The sequence below is a fragment of the Pseudomonas sp. DCA-1 genome (assembly GCF_046523955.1).
In the GTDB taxonomy this organism is placed as follows: domain Bacteria; phylum Pseudomonadota; class Gammaproteobacteria; order Pseudomonadales; family Pseudomonadaceae; genus Aquipseudomonas; species Aquipseudomonas putida_Y.
The window spans coordinates 2,014,990-2,038,100 of sequence record NZ_CP169881.1; the positions used below are offsets into that span (position 1 = coordinate 2,014,990).

The 23,111-nt window shown below is 61.5% G+C and carries 20 protein-coding genes; 16 read left to right on the forward strand and 4 right to left on the reverse strand.

Annotated elements, in window-relative coordinates; all coding sequences use genetic code 11:
* Positions 1-2: 2 nt before the first annotated feature.
* Both flhB and ACE4QZ_RS09685 read left to right on the forward strand, forming a co-directional pair.
* Positions 3-1,145 carry a flagellar biosynthesis protein FlhB gene (gene flhB, locus ACE4QZ_RS09680; RefSeq protein ID WP_103462213.1) on the forward strand — a complete coding sequence of 381 codons (1,143 nt, stop codon included), beginning with the start codon at positions 3-5 and terminating at the stop codon, positions 1,143-1,145.
* 540 nt (positions 1,146-1,685) lie between these two features.
* Positions 1,686-2,744 (forward strand): D-alanine--D-alanine ligase family protein, encoded by a 1,059-nt coding sequence (locus ACE4QZ_RS09685; RefSeq protein WP_103462214.1) that lies wholly within the window; start codon positions 1,686-1,688, stop codon positions 2,742-2,744.
* Here ACE4QZ_RS09685 and ACE4QZ_RS09690 read toward each other — a convergent pair.
* Positions 2,739-3,434 carry a GntR family transcriptional regulator gene (locus ACE4QZ_RS09690; RefSeq protein ID WP_103462215.1) on the reverse strand — a complete coding sequence of 232 codons (696 nt, stop codon included), beginning with the start codon at positions 3,432-3,434 and terminating at the stop codon, positions 2,739-2,741. The two genes, ACE4QZ_RS09685 and ACE4QZ_RS09690, sit on opposite strands and share 6 nt — an antisense overlap.
* A gap of 413 nt (positions 3,435-3,847) precedes the next feature.
* Here ACE4QZ_RS09690 and flhA point away from each other — a divergent pair, with 413 nt between their 5' ends.
* From flhA to ACE4QZ_RS09760, 14 genes are all read left to right on the forward strand, one after another.
* Positions 3,848-5,977, forward strand: a complete 2,130-nt coding sequence (flhA, locus tag ACE4QZ_RS09695) for a flagellar biosynthesis protein FlhA (RefSeq protein ID WP_021785191.1) — start codon at positions 3,848-3,850, stop codon at positions 5,975-5,977.
* 11 nt (positions 5,978-5,988) lie between these two features.
* Positions 5,989-7,296, forward strand: coding sequence for a flagellar biosynthesis protein FlhF (flhF, locus tag ACE4QZ_RS09700; protein ID WP_103462216.1), 1,308 nt, complete (start codon positions 5,989-5,991; stop codon positions 7,294-7,296).
* 93 nt (positions 7,297-7,389) lie between these two features.
* Positions 7,390-8,223: a flagellar synthesis regulator FleN gene (gene fleN, locus ACE4QZ_RS09705; protein ID WP_021785193.1), complete on the forward strand. Its 834-nt coding sequence runs from the start codon at positions 7,390-7,392 to the stop codon at positions 8,221-8,223.
* Positions 8,220-8,960 carry an RNA polymerase sigma factor FliA gene (gene fliA / locus ACE4QZ_RS09710; protein ID WP_021785194.1) on the forward strand — a complete coding sequence of 247 codons (741 nt, stop codon included), beginning with the start codon at positions 8,220-8,222 and terminating at the stop codon, positions 8,958-8,960. The genes fleN and fliA overlap by 4 nt, the downstream gene beginning before the upstream one ends.
* A gap of 107 nt (positions 8,961-9,067) precedes the next feature.
* Positions 9,068-9,442, forward strand: coding sequence for a chemotaxis response regulator CheY (locus tag ACE4QZ_RS09715; protein WP_023663319.1), 375 nt, complete (start codon positions 9,068-9,070; stop codon positions 9,440-9,442).
* Between the two features lie 22 nt (positions 9,443-9,464).
* On the forward strand, positions 9,465-10,253 hold the full coding sequence (locus ACE4QZ_RS09720; protein ID WP_021785196.1) for a protein phosphatase CheZ: 789 nt from the start codon (positions 9,465-9,467) through the stop codon (positions 10,251-10,253).
* A gap of 12 nt (positions 10,254-10,265) precedes the next feature.
* Positions 10,266-12,503 (forward strand): chemotaxis protein CheA, encoded by a 2,238-nt coding sequence (locus tag ACE4QZ_RS09725; RefSeq protein ID WP_103462217.1) that lies wholly within the window; start codon positions 10,266-10,268, stop codon positions 12,501-12,503.
* 46 nt (positions 12,504-12,549) lie between these two features.
* Positions 12,550-13,662, forward strand: coding sequence for a chemotaxis response regulator protein-glutamate methylesterase (locus ACE4QZ_RS09730; RefSeq protein ID WP_021785198.1), 1,113 nt, complete (start codon positions 12,550-12,552; stop codon positions 13,660-13,662).
* A complete protein-coding gene (locus ACE4QZ_RS09735; RefSeq protein ID WP_003254399.1) occupies positions 13,662-14,402 on the forward strand; it encodes a flagellar motor protein in 741 nt (246 codons plus the stop codon). The genes ACE4QZ_RS09730 and ACE4QZ_RS09735 overlap by 1 nt, the downstream gene beginning before the upstream one ends.
* Before the next feature lie 3 nt (positions 14,403-14,405).
* Positions 14,406-15,263, forward strand: a complete 858-nt coding sequence (gene motD, locus ACE4QZ_RS09740) for a flagellar motor protein MotD (protein WP_103462218.1) — start codon at positions 14,406-14,408, stop codon at positions 15,261-15,263.
* Positions 15,264-15,486: 223 nt separating this feature from the next.
* Entirely contained in the window at positions 15,487-16,275 is a 789-nt protein-coding gene (locus ACE4QZ_RS09745; RefSeq protein ID WP_021785200.1) for a ParA family protein, read from the forward strand.
* Entirely contained in the window at positions 16,275-17,168 is an 894-nt protein-coding gene (locus tag ACE4QZ_RS09750; protein WP_021785201.1) for a CheW domain-containing protein, read from the forward strand. The genes ACE4QZ_RS09745 and ACE4QZ_RS09750 overlap by 1 nt, the downstream gene beginning before the upstream one ends.
* Before the next feature lie 41 nt (positions 17,169-17,209).
* A complete protein-coding gene (locus ACE4QZ_RS09755; protein ID WP_003254393.1) occupies positions 17,210-17,689 on the forward strand; it encodes a chemotaxis protein CheW in 480 nt (159 codons plus the stop codon).
* A gap of 1 nt (position 17,690) precedes the next feature.
* On the forward strand, positions 17,691-18,086 hold the full coding sequence (locus tag ACE4QZ_RS09760) for a DUF2802 domain-containing protein (RefSeq protein WP_103462219.1): 396 nt from the start codon (positions 17,691-17,693) through the stop codon (positions 18,084-18,086).
* A 114-nt stretch (positions 18,087-18,200) separates the two neighbouring features.
* On the opposite strand, the gene ACE4QZ_RS09765 is transcribed toward ACE4QZ_RS09760, so the two are convergent.
* From ACE4QZ_RS09765 to ACE4QZ_RS09775, 3 genes are all read right to left on the reverse strand, one after another.
* Positions 18,201-20,912: a dermonecrotic toxin domain-containing protein gene (locus ACE4QZ_RS09765; protein WP_103462220.1), complete on the reverse strand. Its 2,712-nt coding sequence runs from the start codon at positions 20,910-20,912 to the stop codon at positions 18,201-18,203.
* Between the two features lie 67 nt (positions 20,913-20,979).
* Complete coding sequence (locus ACE4QZ_RS09770; protein WP_021785204.1) at positions 20,980-21,318, reverse strand: EscU/YscU/HrcU family type III secretion system export apparatus switch protein; 339 nt, start codon at positions 21,316-21,318, stop codon at positions 20,980-20,982.
* Complete coding sequence (locus tag ACE4QZ_RS09775) at positions 21,315-22,871, reverse strand: flagellar hook-length control protein FliK (protein ID WP_410480432.1); 1,557 nt, start codon at positions 22,869-22,871, stop codon at positions 21,315-21,317. The genes ACE4QZ_RS09770 and ACE4QZ_RS09775 overlap by 4 nt, the downstream gene beginning before the upstream one ends.
* Between the last annotated feature and the right edge of the window lie 240 nt (positions 22,872-23,111).

A 23,111-nucleotide genomic window follows, 5' to 3' on the forward strand; every position in this document is an offset into this window, starting at 1 on the left:
GCATGGCGGAAAGCGAGAGCGGTCAGGACAAGACAGAAGACCCCACTGAGAAGCGCAAGCGCGACGCCCGCGAGAAGGGCGAGGTCGCCCGTTCCAAGGAGCTGAACACAGTGGCGGTGACCCTGGCGGGTGCCGGTGGCTTGCTGGCATTCGGTGGTCACTTGGCCGAAACACTGTTGGCGTTGATGCGTATGAACTTCAGTCTGACCCGCGACATCATCGTCGACGAGCGGGCGATGGGGGCCTTCCTGCTGGCCTCGGGCAAGATGGCCATCTGGGCGGTGCAGCCGGTGCTGATCCTGCTGTTCGTGATTTCCTTCGTGGCGCCCATCGCGCTTAGCGGCTTCTTGTTCTCGGGCAGCTTGCTGCAGCCCAAATTCAGCCGCATGAACCCGCTGTCGGGGATCAAGCGCATGTTCTCGATGCAGGCCCTGACTGAATTGCTCAAGGCGCTGGCCAAATTCTTCGTGATTCTGGTGGTGGCGGTGCTGGTGCTGTCCAGCGACCGCCAGGCCTTGCTGTCGATTGCCAATGAGCCGCTGGAGCAGGCGATCATCCACAGCTTGCAGGTGGTGGGCTGGAGTGCCTTGTGGATGTCAGCCGGGCTGTTGCTGATTGCCGCAGCAGATGTACCGTTCCAGCTGTACCAGACGCAGAAGAAAATGAAGATGACCAAGCAGGAAGTGCGCGACGAGTACAAGGACAGCGAGGGCAAGCCCGAAGTCAAGCAACGTATTCGCCAACTGCAGCGCGAGGTGTCGCAGCGGCGCATGATGGCAGCGGTGCCGGATGCCGACGTGATCATCACCAACCCGACGCATTATGCGGTGGCTTTGCAGTACGACCCGGAGAAGGGCGGTGCGGCGCCGTTGCTGCTGGCCAAGGGTAGCGATTTCATGGCGTTGAAGATTCGTGAAATTGGCGTGGAGCACAACATCCAAATCCTCGAGTCGCCGGCGCTGGCGCGGGCGATCTATTACTCCACCGAACTTGAGCAGGAGATCCCGGCGGGGCTGTATCTGGCGGTGGCGCAGGTGCTGGCGTATGTGTTCCAGATCCGGCAGTACCGGGCTGGCAAGGGCAAGCGGCCGGAGCCGCTGAAAGACGACCTGCCGATCCCGCCGGATTTGCGGCGTGACAGTTGACCTTGTGTCACGGCTTCAGGCCCTTTCGCGGGCGGGCCCGTTCCTACACGGTGGTGGACACATGTCGGTGGTTGGGCGCAGGCCGTCGTGTAGGAGCGGGTTTACCCGCGAAAGGGCCGGTCCTGCTGGCCAATTTCCACCCGCCGTTCACCGTTGCCGCCGCTACCGTATTCGCGGGTAAACCCGCTCCTACCACGGTGGTGGACACAGGTCGGTGGTTGGGCACAGGCGTCGTAGGAGCGGGTTCACCCGCGAAGAGGCCGGCCCTGCTGGCCAATTTCCACCCCCGTTCACCGTTGCCGCCGCCACCGTATTCGCGGGTAAACCCGCTCCTACCACGGTGGTGGACACAGGTCGGTGGTTGGGCGCAGGCCGTCGTAGGAGCGGGTTCACCCGCGAAGAGGCCGGCCCTGCTGGCCAATTTCCACCCACCGTTCACCGTCGCCGCCGCTACCGTATTCGCGGGTAGGCAAATGCCGTTGTTATTTTTTTTGGATATTGGATACAGTAGCCAAAATTGCCCGGCTGAGGTCTATCGAAATGAAACAAAATGTGATCGCACTGGTTTTTGGGGGGAGGAGTTCAGAGCATTCAGTGGCGCTCCGCTCCGCTGCTACAATCCACGCGGCGCTGATGGCTCTCGGTCACAGGGTGCACTGTGTGGGGATAGATCGTGAGGGCAACTGGAGGTATCAAGGAGAGCCGTGCCAGTTCCCAGGTGCGGTTGACCGGTCGGCTCCGTTGCTTTCAATTCGTCCAGGACATCCCTCGCTCTCATACACAATCCAAGGGAGCGACACGGTCGAGATTGGGATCGACTTGCTTTTCCCGGTACTGCATGGTCGGTGGGGGGAGGATGGAACGATTCAAGGATTGGCAGCGATGTGCGGTTTGCCTTGTGTGGGCTCCGGGGTGCTAGGTTCGGCAATGTCCATGGATAAGGATGTCACGAAGAGAATGGTCCAGTCTTCCGGGCTAGTTGTGGGGCCTTGGCTGGCCATGAATTCCATGCGTCCTTGGGAAGAGCTGGTTGAGTGCCTGGGTAGCAGCACGCTCTTCGTAAAGCCCGCCACTTCGGGCTCATCGATTGGTGTGTCTAGGGTCTCCAACGCCTTAGAATATGCTGCGGCATTTGCTATTGCAGCACGAGAGGACACAAAGGTGCTGGTGGAGGCTGAAATCTGTGGTAGAGAGATAGAGTGTGGTGTGCTCGAACTTGAGGAGGGCTTGATGGCCTCGGTGGTGGGTGAAATACTCAAAAAGGAAGAGCACACCTATTACGATTATCAGGCGAAATATGATTCCAACAGTGTGACAGGTCTTCGTGTGCCAAGCTTATTGCCACCTGACATTGTCGCGCGCATTCAGGATTTATCTGTTCAGGCATTTAGATGCCTTGATCTGAAGGGGTACGCCAGGGTGGATTTTTTCTTGACAGAAGAGGGTGCAATCATTCTCAATGAGGTCAACACCTTGCCCGGATTTACGAGTGCCAGTATGTACCCGAAGATGTTTGAGTGCTCCGGTTACCCCCCGCCGAAGTTGGTAGGAGCGCTAGTCGAATATGCGCTCTCATCAGCATCGAAAGATCGTTTATGACATATCCTGTCGACGCCGTGTCTCAAGAAACGTAACGATTGCATCTCGTCCCTCGGCAAGGTGCTCGGCTAAAAAGTGCTTGGCGGCTTCGCGATCACCCTGAGCGCAAGCGCTCAAAATGTTTTTATGATCCTGTTGTGATTTCTTGTGGTAGTCGAGATTTGTCAACAAAAAACGAAGATGGCGATCCACCGAGTCATGAAGGGACTTAATCAATGCAAGTAACCTGGGGCGCTTTGCTTTTGAATAAAGAAAGTGATGGAACTTTTCATTGAGTTCGCTAAGGTGGTGCGGGTCGGTGGCATGCTCCATGGCAGATATGAGTTCGTACATCTGCGCCAGATCATTTTCTACGATGTTGTCAAAACCAAAGTCCAAGGCGGTGCATTCTGCCATTATCCGCATATCATAGATCTCGACAATGTCCTCAATCGTCATGATCGCTACAGAGGCTCCTTTATGGACTTCGTAGGTAACAAGCCCTTCGGCTTCCAACTGCCTTATGGCGTCCCTTATCGGCATTCGACTCAAACCGAATTTTGAGGCTAGCTCTTCTTGGCGCAAAGCCGTACCTTCAGCTATTGCGCCAGAAAGTATGCCTTCGCGTAGCGACTCGACTACATAATCCATCGCGGTTTTATGGCGATGTTTGTCAGGAACGATAAAGCTATCGAGAGAGTTCGCCACCATGTTCTCCGGGTCTAGCGATGTAGTCAAAAGCGCTGGCGAAGGTATCACAGACTCACTAGAGCTACCATCGAGCAGTTGGCATGATGTTCATGCCTTTGAGTAGTCATTGGCTCTCTACATCCGCATAGAAACCGTGAGCTTTTGCATGATCAAGTCGCTCAGATTTTTTTGTCGTGGCGCCACCCTCTCCGTGGCTTTCCAAGAGCTTAAGCCTTGGGCCATTGCCGTAGAGGCGATTGGGCGGGAGGTCTCGTTTTTCTTGGTGATTGCCTGCTCATGAGCCACCCGTCAACGCGGTGGTGCTCGCCCGGTTCATCTTTTCGTGTGGGTGTCTGCCAAAGTTGGAAAGCTTCTTGCAATGCCAGCCGCAGGCGCCCCCTGGGCGTCAAAGTTTTGCATCAAGAGGACTCGCGGTGGATCGCACTCAGTTAATCAGCAACGCCCGTAACAACCTGGCCGGGCTCGGCCGGGGCAACCTGGGTGTGCCGCTGTTGCTGCTGGTGATGTTGGCAATGATGATGTTGCCGATACCGCCGTTCCTGCTCGACGTGTTCTTCACCTTCAACATCGCCCTGTCGATCGTGGTGCTGCTGGTGTGTGTATACGCCCTGCGTCCGCTCGACTTTGCCGCGTTCCCCACCATCCTGCTGGTGGCCACGTTGTTGCGCCTGGCCCTGAACGTGGCGTCCACCCGTGTGGTCATGCTGCATGGCCAGGAGGGCCACGGCGCTGCCGGTAAAGTGATCCAGGCCTTCGGTGAGGTGGTGATCGGCGGTAACTACGTGGTCGGTGCCGTCGTGTTCGCCATCCTCATGATCATCAACTTCGTGGTGGTGACCAAGGGGGCCGGGCGTATCTCGGAAGTGAGTGCGCGTTTCACCCTCGACGCCATGCCCGGCAAGCAGATGGCCATCGACGCCGACCTCAATGCCGGCCTGATCGATCAGGCCCAGGCCAAGCACCGCCGTGCCGAGGTTGCGCAGGAGGCCGAGTTCTACGGTTCGATGGACGGTGCCAGCAAGTTCGTGCGCGGTGATGCCATCGCCGGCTTGCTGATCCTGTTCATCAACCTGATCGGCGGCATATTGATCGGCATGATGCAGCACGGCATGAGTTTCACGGAGGCCGGCAAGGTGTACGCCTTGCTGACCATCGGTGACGGTTTGGTGGCGCAATTGCCATCACTGCTGCTGTCCACCGCCGCCGCGATCATGGTAACCCGCGCGTCGGGCTCCGAGGACATGGGCAAGCTGATCAATCGGCAGATGTTCGATTCGCCCAAGGCCCTGGCTGTGTCTGGCGGGTTGATGATCGTCATGGGACTGGTGCCGGGCATGCCGCACGTGGCGTTCCTCAGTCTCGGCCTGCTGGCCGGTGGGGGCGCCTACCTGGTGTGGAAGAAACAGCAGCAGGCCAAGGTCAAAGCCCTGGAAGAGGCGCAGCGCCAGCAGGACCTGCTGCCCTCGCCACAACGCGCGCTGGAAACCAAGGAACTGGGTTGGGATGACGTCACCCCCATCGACATGATCGGCCTGGAGGTTGGCTATCGGCTGATCCCGCTGGTCGATCGCAACCAGGGTGGCCAGTTGCTGGCGCGGATCAAGGGCGTGCGCAAGAAGCTGTCGCAGGACCTGGGTTTCCTGATGCCCACCGTGCACATTCGTGACAACCTCGACCTGCAACCCAGCGCCTATCGCCTGACCCTGATGGGGGTGATTCTGGCCGAGGCGGAGATCTATCCGGACCGCGAACTGGCGATCAACCCGGGGCAGGTGTTCGGCACCCTCAACGGTATTGCCGCGCGCGATCCGGCGTTTGGCCTGGAGGCGGTGTGGATCGATGTTGGCCAGCGTTCCCAGGCGCAGTCGCTGGGCTACACCGTGGTCGATGCCAGCACCGTGGTGGCCACCCACCTCAACCAGATCCTGCAGAAACATTGCCACGAGCTGATCGGTCACGAAGAGGTTCAGCAACTGCTGCAAGTACTTGCCAAGGCATCGCCTAAACTTGCAGAAGAGCTGGTGCCGGGTGTCATTTCCTTGTCGGGGCTGCTCAAGGTGCTGCAAGCACTGTTGTCTGAACAGGTGCCAGTGCGCGATATTCGCAGTATTGCCGAGGCCATCGCGAACAACGCCGGCAAGAGTCAAGATACCGCCGCACTGGTGGCGGCAGTGCGCGTCGGATTGTGTCGTGCCATCGTGCAAAGCATTGTCGGCGTTGAGTCGGAGCTGCCAGTGATTACCCTGGAGCCAAGGTTGGAACAGATTTTGCTGAATAGTCTGCAAAGGGCCGGGCAGGGTCAGGAAGATGGTGTTCTTCTGGAACCTAGCATGGCCGAGAAGCTGCAACGTTCGCTGATCGAGGCGGCCCAGCGCCAGGAAATGCAGGGTCAGCCGGCCATCCTGTTGGTCGCCGGCCCGATCCGCGCCATGTTGTCGCGTTTCGGTCGCCTGGCTGTACCGAATTTGCATGTTCTGGCGTATCAGGAAATACCTGACAACAAGCAAGTCACCATCGTTGCCACAGTGGGCCCTAACGGCTGAGGTAGGGGATAATGCAAGTTAAGCGATTTTTCGCCGCCGATATGCGTCAGGCCATGAAGCTGGTCCGTGACGAGCTGGGCGCCGATGCCGCGATCATTGGCAACCGCCGCATTGCCGGTGGTGTCGAACTGACGGCCGCGCTGGACTACAAGCTGTCCGCCCTGGCCCCGCGTGTGCCCAACGCCGAGCTGGAAGAAGAACTGCGCAAGACCCATACGCGCATTGCCAGTGCCCAGGCCGAGCTGGACCACCGTCAGGACAGCAGCGACAACAACCGCCAATTGTTCGCCGGGCAATCTTTGACCGCTGCCGAACCGTTGATCGAGCCGCATGTCGAGGCCCCCGAGGCTGCTGCCGCACCGGCTGCTGCACCGGTTGATCCGCGCCTGTTCGATGCCATGCGTTCCGAGCTGTCGGGCCTGCGCGAGTTGCTGGAAGTGCAACTCGGTTCGCTGGCCTGGAATCAGCTGCAGGGCAGCAAGCCGCAGCAGGCCAACCTTTGGCGCCGCCTGCAACGCATCGGCCTGTCGGGGCCGATCGCCCGCGAGCTGCTGGACCTGACCGCCGAGATCGAAGAGCCGCGCCAGGCCTGGCGCATGCTGCTGGCTCACTTGGCGCGGATGATCGAAATACCTGAAATCGAGCCGATCGAAGAGGGCGGCGTGATCGCCGTGGTCGGCCCGGCGGGTATGGGCAAGACCACCACCCTGGCCAAGCTGGCCGCGCGCTACGTGCTCAAGTACGGCGCGCAGAATCTGGCGCTGGTGAGCATGGACAGCTTCCGTATCGGCGCCCAGGAGCAGCTCAAGACCCTGGGCCGCATCCTCAACGTGCCGGTGACGTACGTCGACCCGGGCCAGTCGCTGGCAGCAGCGCTGGAGCCGCTGCTGCGCAAGCGCGTGGTGCTGATCGATACTGCCGGCCTGCAGGCCAGCGACCCTGCGCTGCGCATGCAACTGGAAACCTTGGCCGGGCGTGGCATTGCCGCGAAGAACTATCTGGTGCTGGCCACCACCAGCCAGAAGCAGGTGCTGACCGCCGCCTACCACAGCTACAAACGCTGTGGCCTGGCCGGCTGCATCCTGACCAAGCTCGATGAAACGGCAAGCCTTGGCGATGTGTTGAGTCTTGCCATCAGTCATGAACTGCCAGTGGCCTATCTTACCGATGGGCCACGCATTCCTGACGACTTGCACTTGCCGCGGGGCCACCAGTTGGTTTCGCGCGCGGTGAATGTGCAGCAGCAGGACGAGCCCAGCGAAGAGGCCATGGCCGACATGTTCGCTGATCTCTATCACAACCCACGGCGAGCGGGTTGACCATGAAGCGTGTGCAAAGTAGCTATGCCAAAGGGCACGCAGAATTGCCCTACGTGTGGCCTGAGTCCCAGCGAGACAAGGTAAAGAACAGACATGGGTAGCATGCATCCCGTACAGGTGATCGCCGTGACCGGCGGCAAAGGTGGCGTCGGCAAGACTAACGTTTCAGTGAACTTGTCCCTGGCGCTGGCCGAGCTTGGCCGCAGGGTCATGCTGCTGGACGCCGACCTGGGCCTGGCCAATGTCGACGTGTTGCTGGGCCTTGCCCCCAAACGTACTCTCGCCGATGTCATTGAAGGGCGTTGCGAACTGCGTGACGTGATGCTGCAGGGCCCTGGCGGTGTGCGCATCGTGCCGGCAGCCTCGGGCACCCAGAGCATGGTGCACCTGGCCCCAGCCCAGCACGCCGGGCTGATCCAGGCGTTCAGCGAAATCGGCGACAACCTCGATGTGTTGGTGATCGATACCGCTGCGGGTATCGGTGACTCGGTGGTCAGCTTCGTTCGCGCCGCCCAGGAAGTGCTGTTGGTGGTGTGTGATGAACCTACTTCGATTACTGATGCCTACGCGTTGATCAAGCTGCTCAATCGTGACTACGGCATGAACCGTTTCCGTGTGTTGGCCAACATGGCGCAGAGCCCGCAGGAAGGGCGCAACCTGTTTGCCAAGCTGACCAAGGTCACCGACCGCTTCCTTGACGTTGCCCTGCAGTACGTGGGTGCCGTGCCGTACGACGAATGCGTGCGCAAGGCGGTACAGAAGCAGCGTGCCGTCTACGAAGCCTTCCCTCGCTCCAAGTGTGCGCTGGCTTTCAAGGCGATTGCCCAGAAGGTCGATAGCTGGCCGCTACCGGCCAACCCGCGCGGCCATCTGGAGTTCTTTGTCGAGCGCTTGGTGCAACCCACCAGCGCGGGGCCCGTGCTATGAACGCCAGCGGTTTCAAGATGTACAGCCGGGCGTCGAAGGACGCCCAGTACGAGCTGATCGAACGCTACGCCCCGCTGGTCAAGCGCATCGCCTACCACCTGCTGGCGCGCTTGCCGGCCAACGTGCAGGTCGAAGACCTGATCCAGGCCGGCATGATCGGGCTGCTGGAAGTGGCTAACAAATACGACGCCAGCAAGGGCGCCAGCTTTGAAACCTATGCTGGCATCCGCATCCGCGGGGCCATGCTGGACGAAGTACGCAAAGGTGACTGGGCGCCGCGTTCGGTACACCGAAACACCCGTATGGTCAGTGACGCGATGCGTGCGGTTGAAGCCAGAACAGGCCGTGACGCTAAAGATCATGAAGTTGCTGCCGAACTCCAATTGAGTCTCGATGATTACTACGGGATTTTGAACGATACCCTGGGCAGCCGCCTGTTCAGCTTCGACGACCTGTTGCAGGACGGTGAGCACGAAGGGCTGCATGAGGATGGCGCCAGTGGCCAGGTCGAACCTGCGCGGGGGCTGGAAGAGGACCGCTTCCAGGCTGCCCTGACCGAGGCTATCGCCAACCTGCCGGAACGTGAGCGCCTGGTGCTGGCGCTGTACTACGACGAAGAGCTGAATCTCAAGGAAATCGGTGAGGTGCTGGGTGTCAGCGAGTCGCGGGTCAGCCAGTTGCACAGCCAGTGTGCCGCGCGCCTGCGTAGCCGCCTGGGGGAATGGCGGGCGCGTTGAGCCCGCTGTCGTTGCAGTCGTTTTCCACGTTGTACCGAATTGAATGAGTGCGTGCTCGGTAGGCCGAGCGCGTTTGAGACTGCTTGGAGGTCTAATTGGACAAGAACATGAAAATCCTCATCGTTGACGACTTTTCGACGATGCGGCGGATCATCAAGAACCTGTTGCGTGACCTGGGTTTCACCAACACCGAGGAAGCCGATGACGGCACCACGGCGTTGCCAATGCTGGAGAACGGTCACTACGACTTCCTGGTAACCGACTGGAACATGCCGGGCATGTCCGGCATCGACCTGCTGCGTAAAGTGCGTGCCAGTGACAAGCTGAAAAGCATGCCGGTACTGATGGTGACTGCTGAAGCCAAGCGCGACCAGATCATTGAAGCGGCCCAGGCCGGCGTCAATGGTTATGTGGTCAAGCCGTTCACCGCTCAGGTGCTCAAAGAGAAGATCGAGAAGATCTTCGAACGCGTCAACGGCTGAGTCACGTTACGGGGGGCGCGTCATGGATTCATCACAAACGTCTTTGGGCGAGTTCGAATCGACCCTGAAGAAGCATGCCCAGGAGTTGGTCGAAAGCCTGGAACGGGGCCGTTTCGGCGAGGCGGTGCAGCTGATTCACGAGCTGAACCAGACCCGCGACCGCGGCCTGTATCAGGAAGTCGGCAAGCTGACTCGCGAGCTGCACAGTGCCATCGTCAGTTTCCAGATCGACCCCACCATGCCGCAGGCAGAAGAGGTGTCGCAGATTACCGACGCCACCGAGCGCCTGTCCTATGTGGTCAAGCTCACCGAGGGCGCGGCCAACCGCACCATGGATCTGGTCGAGGAAAGCACGCCGGTGCTCAATGAACTGGCCAGCGAGGCCAAGGCCCTGAGTACCGACTGGCAGCGTTTCATGCGCCGCGAAGTGGCTGCGCCGGAATTTCGTGATCTGGTCAAGCGAGTCGACAGTTTCCTGACGCACAGCGCCGAGGGTAACCGAAAGGTTGCCGGGCACCTCAATGACATTTTGCTGGCCCAGGACTATCAGGACCTGACCGGCCAGGTGATCAAACGCGTCACCACACTGGTGACCGAGGTGGAGAGCAATCTGCTCAAGCTGGTGCTGATGGCCAGCCAGGTCGACCGCTTTGCCGGTATAAACCATGATCACGATCAATTGCGTGCAGAAAAAGATCGAGAAAAACATCCGACTCGGGGTGAAGGTCCGCAGATTCATGCCGATAAGCGTGAAGACGTCGTGTCCGGTCAGGACGATGTCGATGATCTGCTGTCCAGCCTTGGTTTTTAAGGAGCACGTTTGATGAGCTTCGGCGCCGATGAAGAAATCCTCCAGGATTTCCTGGTAGAAGCCGGCGAAATTCTTGAGCAATTGTCCGAGCAACTGGTCGAGCTGGAAAGCCGACCTGACGATGCCGACCTGCTCAATGCGATCTTTCGCGGTTTCCACACTGTAAAAGGGGGCGCCGGCTTCCTTCAGCTGAACGAGCTGGTGGAGTGCTGCCATATCGCCGAGAACGTGTTCGACGTCCTGCGCAAAGGTGAGCGCCGGGTCGATGCGGAACTGATGGATGTGGTGCTCGAGGCACTGGATACAGTGAACAGCATGTTTGGCCAGGTGCGCGAGCGTTCCGAAGTGACGCCGGCCACCCCCGAGCTGCTGGCGGCGTTGGCGCGCCTGGCCGAACCTGGCGGAGCCGAAGCTGTTGCAGCGCCGGCACCGGTTGCCGACGTGGCGGTTGCGGCATCGGCCGATGCCGACGAGCAGCACCAGGACATCACTGACAGCGAGTTCGAGCAGTTGCTCGATTCGCTCGATGCGGTCAAGGCGCAAGCAGCGGCCGACGAGCAGATGCAGGGCGAGACCGTCAGCGGTGCTGGTGATGAAATCACCGACGCCGAGTTCGAGTCGCTGCTCGACCAGTTGCACGGCAAGGGCCAGTTCAGTGTCGAGGTTGCGGCGCCGCCGGTTGCCGTCAGCAGCGAAGCGACCAGTGATGAAATCACCGACGCCGAATTCGAATCGCTGCTCGACCAACTGCATGGCAAGGGCACCTTCCAGGTCGATGCCTTGCCAGCCACCCAGGCACCAGCGCCTGCCGTGCCAGACAGCAGCGCAGCCAGTGATGAAATCAGCGAGCACGAATTCGAAGCCCTGCTGGACCAGTTGCACGGCAAGGGCAAGTTCGGTGGCGATGTTGCCGCTGTAGAAGCCCCGGCTGCTGTCCAGGCGCAAGCGCCGGCTGCCGCCAAGGCCGAAAGCCAGCCGGTGGCCAAGCCAGCCGCTGCACCAGCGCCTTCGCCGGCCAGCAAACCTGCCGCGGCGCCTCGCGCGCCGGCCCCGGCCGCCGAAAAGCATGCTGCCAGCGAAGCAGAAACCACGGTGCGCGTCGATACCGCGCGCCTGGACGAGATCATGAACATGGTCGGCGAACTGGTGCTGGTGCGTAACCGCCTGGTGCGCCTGGGCCTGAACAGCGGCGATGAGGCCATGTCCAAGGCCGTGTCCAACCTCGACGTGGTCACCGCTGACCTGCAGACCGCGGTGATGAAAACCCGCATGCAGCCGATCAAGAAAGTCTTTGGCCGCTTCCCGCGCCTGGTCCGTGACCTGGCGCGCCAGCTGAAGAAAGAGATCAACCTGGAGCTGGTCGGCGAAGAGACCGACCTTGACAAGAACCTCGTAGAAGCCTTGGCCGACCCGTTGGTGCACTTGGTGCGCAATGCTGTCGACCACGGTATCGAGATGCCCGACGAGCGTGAAGCTTCTGGCAAGGCGCGTACCGGCCGCGTAGTACTGTCGGCCGAACAGGAAGGTGACCACATCCTGCTGTCGATCTCGGACGACGGCAAGGGCATGGACCCCAACATCCTGCGCGCCAAGGCGGTGGAAAAGGGCCTGATGGACAAGGACGCTGCCGAGCGCCTGAGCGAGTCGGACTGCTACAACCTGATCTTCGCCCCGGGCTTCTCGACCAAGACCGAGATTTCCGATGTGTCCGGGCGTGGCGTGGGCATGGACGTGGTGAAAACCAAGATCTCCCAGCTCAACGGCTCGATCAACATTTTCTCGGCCAAGGGCCAGGGCTCCAAGATCGTCATCAAGGTGCCGCTGACCCTGGCGATCATGCCCACCCTGATGGTGATGCTGGGCAACCAGGCGTTTGCCTTCCCGCTGGTCAACGTCAACGAGATCTTCCACCTCGACCTGTCGCGCACCAACGTGGTCGACGGGCAGGAAGTGGTGATCGTGCGCGACAAGGCGCTGCCACTGTTCTACCTCAAGCGCTGGCTGGTCCAGGGCCAGGTGCACGAAGAGCAGCACGAGGGCCACGTGGTGATTCTGTCGGTCGGCACCCAGCGCATCGGCTTTGTCGTCGACCAACTGGTTGGCCAGGAAGAAGTGGTCATCAAGCCGCTGGGCAAGATGCTGCAGGGCACCCCGGGCATGTCCGGGGCCACCATCACTGGCGACGGTCGCATCGCGTTGATTCTCGACGTCCCGAGCATGCTCAAGCGTTACGCCGCGCGGCGTATTTGATTTCGGTGGCGCGCCCTGGCGGGTTGCGCCGCCTAATGGAGTGTTTATGGCAGTCAAGGTCCTGGTGGTGGATGATTCTGGTTTCTTCCGCCGCCGTGTCTCGGAAATCCTCTCGGCGGATCCAACGATCCAGGTCGTGGGGACCGCGACCAACGGCAAGGAAGCAATCGACCAGGCGCTGGCGCTCAAGCCCGATGTGATCACCATGGACTACGAAATGCCCATGATGGATGGCATCACCGCAGTGCGGCACATCATGCAGCGCTGCCCGACGCCCGTGTTGATGTTCTCGTCACTTACCCATGAAGGCGCCCGTGTCACCCTCGACGCGCTGGATGCCGGCGCCGTGGACTACCTGCCGAAAAACTTCGAGGACATCTCGCGCAACCCTGACAAGGTCAAGCAGCTGCTGTGCGAGAAGGTACACACCATTTCGCGCAGCAACCGCCGGATCGGCAGCTATGCCAGAACGGCGCCGGTCGCCGCGCCAGCGCCCGCCAGCACCTTCACCAGCCAGGCGCAGGCACGCCCGGCTGCGCCTGCCCGTGCAGCGGCCCCGACAGCGGCAGCCTCGCAGTCGCCGGCACCCAAGCGCAAACCCTACAAACTGGTGGCCATCGGTACCTCCACGGGGGGGCCGGTGGCACTGCAGCGGGTACTGACCCAACTGCCGGCCAATTTCCCGGCGCCGATCGTGTTGATCCAGCACATGCCGGCGGCCTTCACCAAAGCGTTTGCCGAACGCCTGGACAAGCTGTGCCGCATCAGCGTCAAGGAGGCCGAGGACGGCGACATGCTGCGCCCGGGCCTGGCCCTGCTGGCCCCCGGCGGCAAGCAGATGATGATCGATGGCCGTGGTACGGTGAAGATCCTGCCCGGCGACGAGCGCCTGAACTACAAACCCTGCGTGGACATCACCTTCGGTTCGGCGGCCAAGTCTTATGGTGACAAGGTATTGTCGGTAGTGCTTACCGGCATGGGCGCCGATGGCCGTGAAGGCGCGCGCCTGCTCAAGCAGGGTGGCAGCACGGTGTGGGCCCAGGATGAAGCCAGCTGCGTGATTTATGGCATGCCCATGGCCATCGTCAAGGCCAACCTGGCTGATGCCGTGTACAGCCTGGACGAAATTGGCAAGCACCTGGTGGAGGCGTGCGTCTGATGGACGTCCTCAGCCTGATCGGTTTGATCCTGGCTTTCGTTGCCATCGTCGGTGGCAACTTTCTTGAAGGCGGTCATGTCGGTGCTCTGGTCAATGGCCCGGCGGCTCTGATCGTGCTGGGTGGTACCCTGGCGGCGGCGTTGTTGCAGTCGCCGCTGTCGTCGTTCAAGCGCGCCTTGCAGATTTTACGTTGGATCCTGTTTCCACCGCGGGTCGACCTGGCGGGCGGTATCGACCGCGTGGTGAACTGGAGCCTGACCGCTCGCAAAGAAGGCTTGCTGGGCCTGGAAGGGGTAGCTGACAGCGAGCCCGACCCGTATGCGCGCAAGGGCCTGCAACTGCTGGTGGACGGCGCAGAGCCGGAAGCCATCCGCAGCATCCTCGAGGTCGACTTCCTTACCCAGGAAGGCCGTGACATCCAGGCAGCCAAGGTATTCGAAAGCATGGGCGGCTATGCGCCGACCATCGGCATCATCGGTGCGGTCATGGGCCTTATCCACGTGATGGGCAATCTGGCCGACCCGTCGCAACTGGGCAATGGCATTGCCGTGGCCTTTGTCGCCACCATTTACGGTGTGGCCAGTGCCAACCTTGTGCTATTGCCGGTTGCCAGCAAGCTCAAGGCCATCGTCATGCGCCAGTCGCGCTACCGCGAAATGCTGCTCGAAGGCCTGCTGTCGATTGCCGAAGGTGAAAACCCGCGCTCGATCGAGTTGAAGCTGCAAGGCTTCATGGAGTAACCCATGCGTCGCCGTCGTCATACCGAGGAACACGAAAACCACGAGCGCTGGCTGGTGTCGTACGCCGACTTCATCACGTTGCTGTTCGCCTTTTTCGTCGTGATGTATTCGATTTCCTCGATCAACGAGGGCAAGTACAAAGTTATTTCCCAGGCCTTGCTCGGGGTATTCAACGACCCCGAGCGCAGCATGAAGCCGATCCCGATTGGCGATGAGCAGCCGCTGAGCGTGCGCCCGGCCGAACCGCTGGTCAAAGACAGCGAGCAGACCGAAGCGGGCCTGGCGGCGACCAATGCCGACCCGTTGAAAACCATCAGCAATGACGTGCGCGATGCCTTTGGCGACCTGATCAAAAGCGACCAGATGACTGTGCGCGGCAACGAACTGTGGATCGAGATCGAGCTCAATTCGTCGCTGCTGTTTGGCAGTGGTGATGCGATGCCCAGTGACAAGGCATTTGCGATCATCGAGAAGGTGGCCAACATCCTCAAGCCGTTCGCCAACCCGGTGCACGTCGAAGGCTTCACCGACAACCTGCCGATCCGCACCGCGCAGTACCCCACCAACTGGGAGTTGTCCTCGGCGCGCGCGGCCAGCATCGTGCGCCTGCTGGCCATGGAGGGTGTCAACCCGGCACGCATGGCCTCGGTGGGTTACGGCGAGTACCAGCCGGTGGCCAGCAACGATACCGCCGAAGGGCGCGCACGCAACCGTCGGGTTGTGCTGGTGATTTCCCGTAACCTGGAAGTGCGCCGCAGCCTGACAGGCTCGGGCAGTGCCAATGCCACACCGGATGCCGCGTTGCGCCGGGCTGGCACACAAAGTGCACCAGCAACGCCAGCAACGGTGGCGGGGCAGTGATTCGTCAATTCCCCGTCGCTGATATGAACACGATTTTGAATGTGCCGCCGTACCCTGTGGGAGCGGGCATGCCCGCGAAGCCAGCGACTCGGTGAATGGCACCGGCTGCGCCGGTGTTCGCGGTCCTGCACGCTCACACTGAGGGGCGTGCAAGCTTTGAAGTTTTGCGCATGACAGTTGTATCTACAGTGTCCCTGCCAAATCAATAGATAGAGTTTGCTTGATGAGAGTCTGGGCAGTAGCCAATCAAAAAGGTGGCGTCGGCAAGACCACCACTACCATTGCCCTGGCCGGCCTGCTGGCCGAGGCCGGCAAGCGCGTGGTCGTCGTCGACCTCGACCCGCACGGCTCGATGACCAGCTACTTCGGGCACAACCCGGATGCCTTGGAGCACAGCTGCTACGACCTGTTCCTGCACAAGGGTGCGGTGCCCGAAGGCTTGCCCGGGCAACTGCTGCTGCCCACCAGCGATGAGCGCATTTCGCTGCTGCCGTCGAGTACCGCGCTGGCGGTGCTGGAGCGCCAGTCACCAGGACAGAATGGCCTGGGCCTGGTAATCGCCAAGAGTCTGGCGCAGCTGTGGCAGGATTTCGACTATGCCCTGATCGACAGCCCACCCTTGCTGGGGGTGCTGATGGTCAATGCCCTGGCCGCCAGCCAGCAGCTGGTGATCCCGGTGCAAACCGAATTCCTCGCGGTGAAGGGCCTGGAGCGCATGGTTGGCACCTTGGCCATGGTCAACCGCTCGCGCAAGCAGGCGCTGCCGTACCAGATCGTGCCGACCCTGTTCGATCGTCGTACCCAGGCGTCGCTGGGCACCCTCAAGCTGCTGCGTGATGCCTATGGGCAGCATGTATGGCAGGGCTACATCCCGGTGGATACGCGCTTGCGCGATGCCAGTCGCAAGGGCGTCACGCCCTCGCAGTTCGACAGCAAGAGCCGCGGGTTGATCGCCTACAGGGCGCTGCTCAAGCACCTGCTCACCTACAAGAACGCAGTGCAGGTGGCCTGATGACTCAAACTCGGCAAACCAGCACCCGGCCCCAGATGGCCCTGCAATCGTACCTGGACGGCTTGCTGCAGGAGGCCACCGAGGCCGAAGACCTGAGCGAGCCGCCGGCAGTGACGGATGAATTCGCCGAGGCGGTGCGTGAGGAGCAGGCACGCGATGCCCGGCAATCGGCCCGGCCTGAGCCCGCCGTGGCTGCCGCCAGCCTGGCCCCGCGGCCGTTCGCCGAGCCCCGCCTGGCGGTACTGCCGAGCCTGATGCCGGTGGAAGCCCCGGTGGTGACGGTGGTCGAGCAGGAGATCGTGGCCGAAGCCAGCATTCCGGTACTGGTCGAAGAGCAAACCGTGGAACCGGCTGTGCCGCTGGTCGATGTGCATCTGCCGGCGCCCAACCTGCCCGTACCGCCGGCCACTGTCGACGGTCGTCCGGCATGGGCGGCCGAGCCATTCGAATGCCTGCTGTTCGACGTTGCCGGCTTGACCCTTGCGGTGCCGTTGGTGTGCCTGGGCTCGATCTACACCCTGGCTGGCCAGGAGCTGACGCCACTGTTCGGGCAGCCCGACTGGTTCCTCGGCATCCTGACCTGCCAGGCTGGCAACCTGAAGGTGCTGGACACTGCGCGTTGGGTAATGCCTGACCGCTACCGCGATGATTTTCGCCAGGGCCTGCAATACGTGATTTCGGTGCAGGGCTACGAATGGGGGCTGGCGGTGCATCAGGTCAGCCGCTCGCTGCGCCTGGACCCGTCGGAGATCAAGTGGCGCAGCCAGCGTGGCCAGCGCCCGTGGCTGGCCGGCACGGTAATCGAACACATGTGTGCACTGCTCGACGTCGCCGCACTGGCCGAGCTGATCGCCAGCGGCGCGGTCAAGCAGATGCACGCGAAACAGAAATGACACAGAACATACCGCCAACGGCGGATTTTGAGGGTAGGGGAATGAAAAAGTCGTCTGCACAAGGTTCCGAAGATCCGATCCTGCAGTGGGTTACCTTCCGTCTGGACAACGAGTCCTACGGCATCAATGTGATGCAGGTGCAGGAAGTACTGCGCTACACCGAGATCGCCCCGGTGCCGGGTGCGCCGAGCTACGTGCTGGGCATCATCAACTTGCGCGGTAACGTGGTGACGGTGATCGACACGCGTCAGCGTTTTGGCCTGATGCCGACCGAAGTAACCGACAACACCCGTATCGTCATCATCGAAGCCGACAAGCAAGTGGTCGGCATTCTGGTCGACAGCGTGGCCGAAGTGGTTTACCTGCGCCAGTCCGAAATCGAGACCGCGCCGAACGTGGGTAACGAAGAGTCGGCCAAGTTCATTCAGGGCGTGTGCAACAAGAATGGCGAGCTGCTGATCCTGGTCGAACTGGACAAGATGATGACCGAGGAAGAGTGGTCCGAGCTGGAGAACATCTGAGTTGATCCTGCAGGTTGCTGTCATCTTCCTGGTACTGGCATGGGCGCTGAGCCTGTGGTTTTTCCTCAACTACAGCAAGCGCCAGCGCGAGCTGGCTGCGCAGCAGGCGGAGGGCGATGCGCTGCGTGACCAGCGTATCAAGGACTTGGCCAAGCGTCTGGATGACTACCAGAACGTTACCGTACGTATGGGTGAGGCCATCCATGAGCTGCGTGAGGCGGTGGCCACCCTGCCAGACCGGCTGGAGCGCCTGGAACAGCGCGACCCGAGCAACGTTACCTTTAGCCAGGCGGCCAAGCTGGTGGGGATGGGGGCGAGTATCGATGAGTTGACCCAAAGCTGCGGCCTGACCCAGGCCGAGGCGGAGTTGATGAGCAAGGTTTACCGGGCTCCTTGACTGGGGCTGGCAGGTAGCCTCGGCAGCAGGTTCGTCGCCTGGGAAACCGAGCGTCGCCCACGCGCCGCTCGATCTGAAGGTGCCGCCGGGCCCGCTCAGTACCCGCTGTTCATTTCAGTTGCGAACCCAGGAATGGTTGCCGCCGACGCTGGCGAATCGGTTCAGGGGCAGCAGTTGCCTCAGGGCTGTATTGGCTTGCGAAGGGTTGATGAATGGATAGCTGTTGACGCGTGGCATGGTGTGCAGGTTTATGATCTGGCGCAGGGTCCGCAACCCGGGTAGATGGCGATCGACCACTTCGGTGAGCAGTGCCGGCCCGGTGAGGTAGCTGAGCGTATTGGCATAGCGGTAGAAACCGCTCGGGTCCTGTTCCAGGCTCGGCCGGCTATCGTAGAAGTCTGCATGGGTCTGGTAACGTGCGAGCATTTCATCAGAGATCGCATCCAGCAGCGGGTTGCCGGGGTGGCTACCAATGAGGCTGGTGTTGTACAGGCAATTCATGCTCATTTTCTCGTTGGACATTGGCGGTGGCAGCAGCAGCCCATCGGGTGGGGTGCGCAGTTCGACCTGATCGATCGTTTCGCCCTTGCCGTCCGGTAGCAGGAAATCGTCTACGTCCATGTAAAGCCCACCCTCATGGTGCAGCATTCGGTAGCGCAGCACATCCGTCGCCGACGCGTAATTGGTGGCGATGCCACCGTTGCCATCCAGTGCTGCATCGTACTGTGCGTAATAGCGGCTTTGGCGGAAGGCCCGGAAGAAACCTTGCTCTTCAAGCGGCAATACCCGCAGCCCTGGCGCCCGGGCTGCCAACAGGCTTGCGTTCTGTTCGTAGGCGGTAGGCGAAGCCTTCGACAAAAACAGACGCATGCTGTATTCACTGTCGCTCAGGCGCGCGGCGTTGGAGGCAATGTTGGCCAGCAATGGCTCGCTAATGACTTTGTCGCCGACCCAGAGGCTGGAGATAAGTTTGGGGATGGGGGCGCTGTCCGGGGCCGGTGTTGGGATGGTTACTGGCAGTGGCAGGTCCACACCCAGCGCGCGCAAGGTGCGGGTGCGCATGGCGTCGGTGACAGGGCGCTGCCTGTCGAGCGCCACAAGGTCACGGCTGCCAGGTACCGCGATGTAGGCTTGCGGCTCGACCTCGTTGACGGATTCCTTGATGATGAATGCGTCGTGCTCCAGGTCATAGACCACGCGTGCATTGTAGGTTTCGATGCTGCATTCCAGGTCGTCCAGTTCGCCATCGTAGTGCGGCAAGCGTATCACCGCGCCGGCAACAGCCGGGTCACCTTCGTCAAGTGGTGTAATCGGCTGGTGGTTGTGGAAGTACTCTGCGCCTTCTGGCTCGGGAAGCCGTGGTGGACTGGTCGGGCTCAACGGATAGCCGAGTTGCCCGTTGACCTCGCGCGGCATGACAAAACCATCGCTTTTGAACTCGAACAGGGCCTTGATGCCTGCGCTGCCCTCCGTTGCCAGCGGTACGGCGTTGAACAGCCCCCAGGCGATGTCGCCAACCCCATCCTGTTTGGCTTTCAGGCTGTGGCCATTGATCACCTGATCCAGGCCCAGGCCCAACTGGGCAATACCTCCGAGCGCCAGCAGTGGCGCCAGCCCCGGCACCACCAGGCACAGTGGCGCCAGCAGGTTGAGCGTGTTGGTGAGGTAGCCTCGCCATCTGGCTTTGGTAACCTGGCTATCGGTGGTGATGACAAAATCGGCATCGTCGTAGCTGCGCTGGCGCTGGCGCTCGGTCAAGGCTGCGAACATATCCCCGGTCAGTTTGGGGTTGTATTTGCCAGGTTTGTAATTCACGTAGGTTCTGGGAGGCCAGACGCCATCATCGTTGAAATAACCGTGTTCCGGCGGCAGGCGGTGCCGGTCCGGGTAGTCGCCAAGGCCCTCTAGCGCGGTGTCCAGGCCGCTGAAATCAAGGCCCTGAGGGCGGTCGGCGAGCCTGAAGTGTTGTTTGAGTGCTTCGCGTCGGGCGGGGTCCTTGCACTGCTCGCCTACCCAGTCCTTGAGCAGGTTCTCGCTGGCGAATTCGAGCAAGGGCGAGCTGTTGCCTGGCATGTACAGCAGGGTCAGATCGCTGTGGGGGGCATTGATGTACAGCAGGTCGGTGGCCGCATAGCCATAGATGCTCAGCGTGCTGACCCGTATCTTGAAGCGCTGCGGCATCATGCCGGCGGCTTGCCATGCCAGCTCCCTGGCGGCATCGCTCAGGCGCCCCTGGCTGACCTGGGCGTTGCAGGCGGCGATGAAATTGAGCTTGCTGGCCAGGCGGTGACTGTCCTGGTGCTCCTGCCAGTAAGCGTCGAGCATGGCTTTGAACGGCTGGTGAAAGTCCAGTGCTTCGATGAACCGCTGGAAGGTTTCAGCCGGAACCTGAATGTGGGTCGAGGCATCGTAACGGGCAGGGGACGATCGCTGGAACAGGCCGTTGTACACTTCGAAGGCTGCGCCCTGATGGCCAAAGCCCAGCGCCGGCAGGCGATCGACCAGCCTCAATGGCCCTTGGGGGAAGGTGCCTGCCCAAGGGTTGGCGAACAACGCGCCAATGAGGTTGTTATCGGACTCCCCTTGCCAGTTGCCCAGCAGCGCCTGGGTCATGCTCTGTGTCTGCTGGACCGCTGCCACATACCCTTGGTCATCCGGCCGGTAGTGCAGGGTGACCACCTCGACGCGATCGGGGTCGATATCCACACCTTGCCCGGCAAGCCACTGCCGGATCAAGCGATTCGCTTCGCGGTCCGGGCGTGGGATGTTGGCCAGATGGTCTACTACGAATTGCACACCTTGGGCGTTGATTCTGCTGTCGATCATGACGGTCACCTTGTACGTGGGAGGCCGACAAGGTTGGGCGCATGGTGGGAGAGGGGGTGGTAGATAGTTACCGGCCAGTGCCGGGCAGCAGGGGCAATGGCGGGGTGATATCGTGCTCTTCCGGAGGCGCATCGTCGAAACCGGCGGGTACCTTGCCGCGCAGTTGCCAGGCGAAGGCGATGATCTCGGCAATGGTCAGGTACAGCGCCTCGGGTATTTGATCGCCCAGCTCCAGCCGTGCCAGTAGGCGTACCAGCTCGGCGTTTTCGTAGATCGGCACTTCGTGTTCGCGGGCGAGTGCAAGGATGGCCTCGGCCAGTTCCTCGTCGCCCTTGGCGGTGAGGGTCGGTGCCTGATGGCCGTCGTAGTTCAGCGCTATGGCTTGGCGTGGCGTCGTGTGGCTCATGCGGTTTCATCCACCCAGCGTTGTTCCATACGTGTGCGTGGCCCCTGCGGCGGAATGCCCGGGTAGCACTCCAGGTCGCCGACTTCCAGGCCCCGGGCCAGCAGGCGCTCGCGCAGCTCGCCAAGCTGGGTTTCGATCAACCGCGCGGTCTGCTCGCGCTCCGCCCATAGCTGCCCGCTCAGGCGGCCCTCGCTCAGTTGCGCCTGTACTTGCATGGGGCCGAGTGGGGGCAGGTCGAAGGCCAGCTCGATGCGCCACAGGGCTTGCCGAGGGTCTTGGGCTTTGTATTGGCGGTCGGCTTGTTGTTCCGGGGATTCTTCGCGCTGCAGTTTGACTTGCAGTGGGATGAAGTCCGGGCCGTGGCGGATCGGCACTTCGGTTTGCCAGGTGGTCTGCAGGTTGCCGTTTTCCAGCGTGCCGGTTTGTTGCAGGCTGCTCATGGCGTGGCTCTGCAAGCGTGAAACGGCAGCAGCAGCCAGGCGCAGCAACTGTTGCAGGTCGCCTTCGTCCTCCAGGGCCTTTAGCAGTCGCGACGGTAACGGGAAAGCTCCCGGCTGCGGCTTGGGGCTGACCCGTTCGAGCAAGCCCAGTGCGCTGCGCGCCAGTGCCGGCATGGTCACGGCCAGGCTGGTGGGGTTGAGATTGGTGGCGCCCGCCGCAAGGGCGGGAGCCTGGTCCATCAGCCGCAACAAATGCGCCTTGAGGTCGGTGGCGACGCTGGCGGTGGATCCACTCAGCAGCTTTGCCTCGAGAAAGCCGCCGCTGTTGTTTAGGGCCTGGGCCACTGCCTTGGCGTCGCCCAGTTGTCGGGCGTCCGGCAAGCCGGCCAGCAGGCGTTCGGCACTGGCGCGCAGGTCGCCATCGACGCCTGGGTCGCGGGTGAGTTGTTGCAGGGCGTTGAGCAGGCCTGGCAGCGAGGCTTGGCGGTTTTGTTGGGTCAGCAGCTGTTGGGCAATGCTGAGTTGGTCCTGCCTGCCGCTGAGCGGCACGAAGCGCAATGACTGATCGCCCTGCACCAGGGCGCTGAGCAGGCTGCCAATGGCCAGCGGGCGCGGGCTGTCGATGCTCAGTGTGGCACCGGCCTGGGCGCTGTTGAGCAAGCTGACCAGCGCCCGGTACACGGCCGGTTGGCCGGGTGCCTGGGCCAGCGGCTGGTTGGTCAGGACCTTGCCTTGCAGCAAGGTGCCGACCGGCACCTTGCTGGTGTCCAGCTGGGTGAGGGTGGACACCTGGCTGGCGCTTGCCTGTTGCAACATGATCGCCAGGCGATTGCTTTCGGTCTGGCTGACGGTGATCTGGCTGCCTTGGGGCAGCGGCTGGCTGGCGTTGGCCTGTAGCTGGGTCTGTACGCCGTTGGCCTGCATCAGCCGTAGCACCAGCTGAAAGTCCTGGCCCGTCTGGCGCAACGATACAACCTCGGCTTGCGCGGTTTCGCCGGGGGCCAGCAGACCGGGCTGCGCCTGGATCAGGCGCAGCAGTTCGCCGGTCATGCCTGCCTTCATGGTTTGGCTGCTGATCGCGTTTTGTGCGCCGAGACTATTGATTTCAGTCATGATTGTATACAACCTGTCGAGCCCGGCCTCTTGGCAGCGCGGCGGCGCGTGTAATAATGCCGAGCGCCCGTGGTTGCCAGTATAACGGCAGCGCGCGGGGCGACTTGAGACACAAGGGTTCTGGAGCGGTGTTGGCTGCTTCGCGGGTGAACCCGCTCCTACAGGGTTCTGTGCAGTATCCGAGTACTGCGCCGAACCTGTAGGAGCGGGTTTACCCGCGAAACAGGCGACGCTGCTCCA

What these genes read in the sequence shown, in the direction of transcription:
- flhB (WP_103462213.1), top strand. Translation starts at nt 3, where the DNA reads ATGGCGGAAAGCGAGAGCGGTCAGGACAAGACAGAAGACCCCACTGAG.
- ACE4QZ_RS09685 (WP_103462214.1), top strand. Translation starts at nt 1,686, where the DNA reads ATGAAACAAAATGTGATCGCACTGGTTTTTGGGGGGAGGAGTTCAGAG.
- ACE4QZ_RS09690 (WP_103462215.1), bottom strand. Translation starts at nt 3,434, where the DNA reads ATGGTGGCGAACTCTCTCGATAGCTTTATCGTTCCTGACAAACATCGC.
- flhF (WP_103462216.1), top strand. Translation starts at nt 5,989, where the DNA reads ATGCAAGTTAAGCGATTTTTCGCCGCCGATATGCGTCAGGCCATGAAG.
- fleN (WP_021785193.1), top strand. Translation starts at nt 7,390, where the DNA reads ATGGGTAGCATGCATCCCGTACAGGTGATCGCCGTGACCGGCGGCAAA.
- fliA (WP_021785194.1), top strand. Translation starts at nt 8,220, where the DNA reads ATGAACGCCAGCGGTTTCAAGATGTACAGCCGGGCGTCGAAGGACGCC.
- ACE4QZ_RS09715 (WP_023663319.1), top strand. Translation starts at nt 9,068, where the DNA reads ATGAAAATCCTCATCGTTGACGACTTTTCGACGATGCGGCGGATCATC.
- ACE4QZ_RS09720 (WP_021785196.1), top strand. Translation starts at nt 9,465, where the DNA reads ATGGATTCATCACAAACGTCTTTGGGCGAGTTCGAATCGACCCTGAAG.
- ACE4QZ_RS09725 (WP_103462217.1), top strand. Translation starts at nt 10,266, where the DNA reads ATGAGCTTCGGCGCCGATGAAGAAATCCTCCAGGATTTCCTGGTAGAA.
- ACE4QZ_RS09730 (WP_021785198.1), top strand. Translation starts at nt 12,550, where the DNA reads ATGGCAGTCAAGGTCCTGGTGGTGGATGATTCTGGTTTCTTCCGCCGC.
- ACE4QZ_RS09735 (WP_003254399.1), top strand. Translation starts at nt 13,662, where the DNA reads ATGGACGTCCTCAGCCTGATCGGTTTGATCCTGGCTTTCGTTGCCATC.
- motD (WP_103462218.1), top strand. Translation starts at nt 14,406, where the DNA reads ATGCGTCGCCGTCGTCATACCGAGGAACACGAAAACCACGAGCGCTGG.
- ACE4QZ_RS09745 (WP_021785200.1), top strand. Translation starts at nt 15,487, where the DNA reads ATGAGAGTCTGGGCAGTAGCCAATCAAAAAGGTGGCGTCGGCAAGACC.
- ACE4QZ_RS09750 (WP_021785201.1), top strand. Translation starts at nt 16,275, where the DNA reads ATGACTCAAACTCGGCAAACCAGCACCCGGCCCCAGATGGCCCTGCAA.
- ACE4QZ_RS09755 (WP_003254393.1), top strand. Translation starts at nt 17,210, where the DNA reads ATGAAAAAGTCGTCTGCACAAGGTTCCGAAGATCCGATCCTGCAGTGG.
- ACE4QZ_RS09765 (WP_103462220.1), bottom strand. Translation starts at nt 20,912, where the DNA reads ATGATCGACAGCAGAATCAACGCCCAAGGTGTGCAATTCGTAGTAGAC.
- ACE4QZ_RS09770 (WP_021785204.1), bottom strand. Translation starts at nt 21,318, where the DNA reads ATGAGCCACACGACGCCACGCCAAGCCATAGCGCTGAACTACGACGGC.
- ACE4QZ_RS09775 (WP_410480432.1), bottom strand. Translation starts at nt 22,871, where the DNA reads ATGACTGAAATCAATAGTCTCGGCGCACAAAACGCGATCAGCAGCCAA.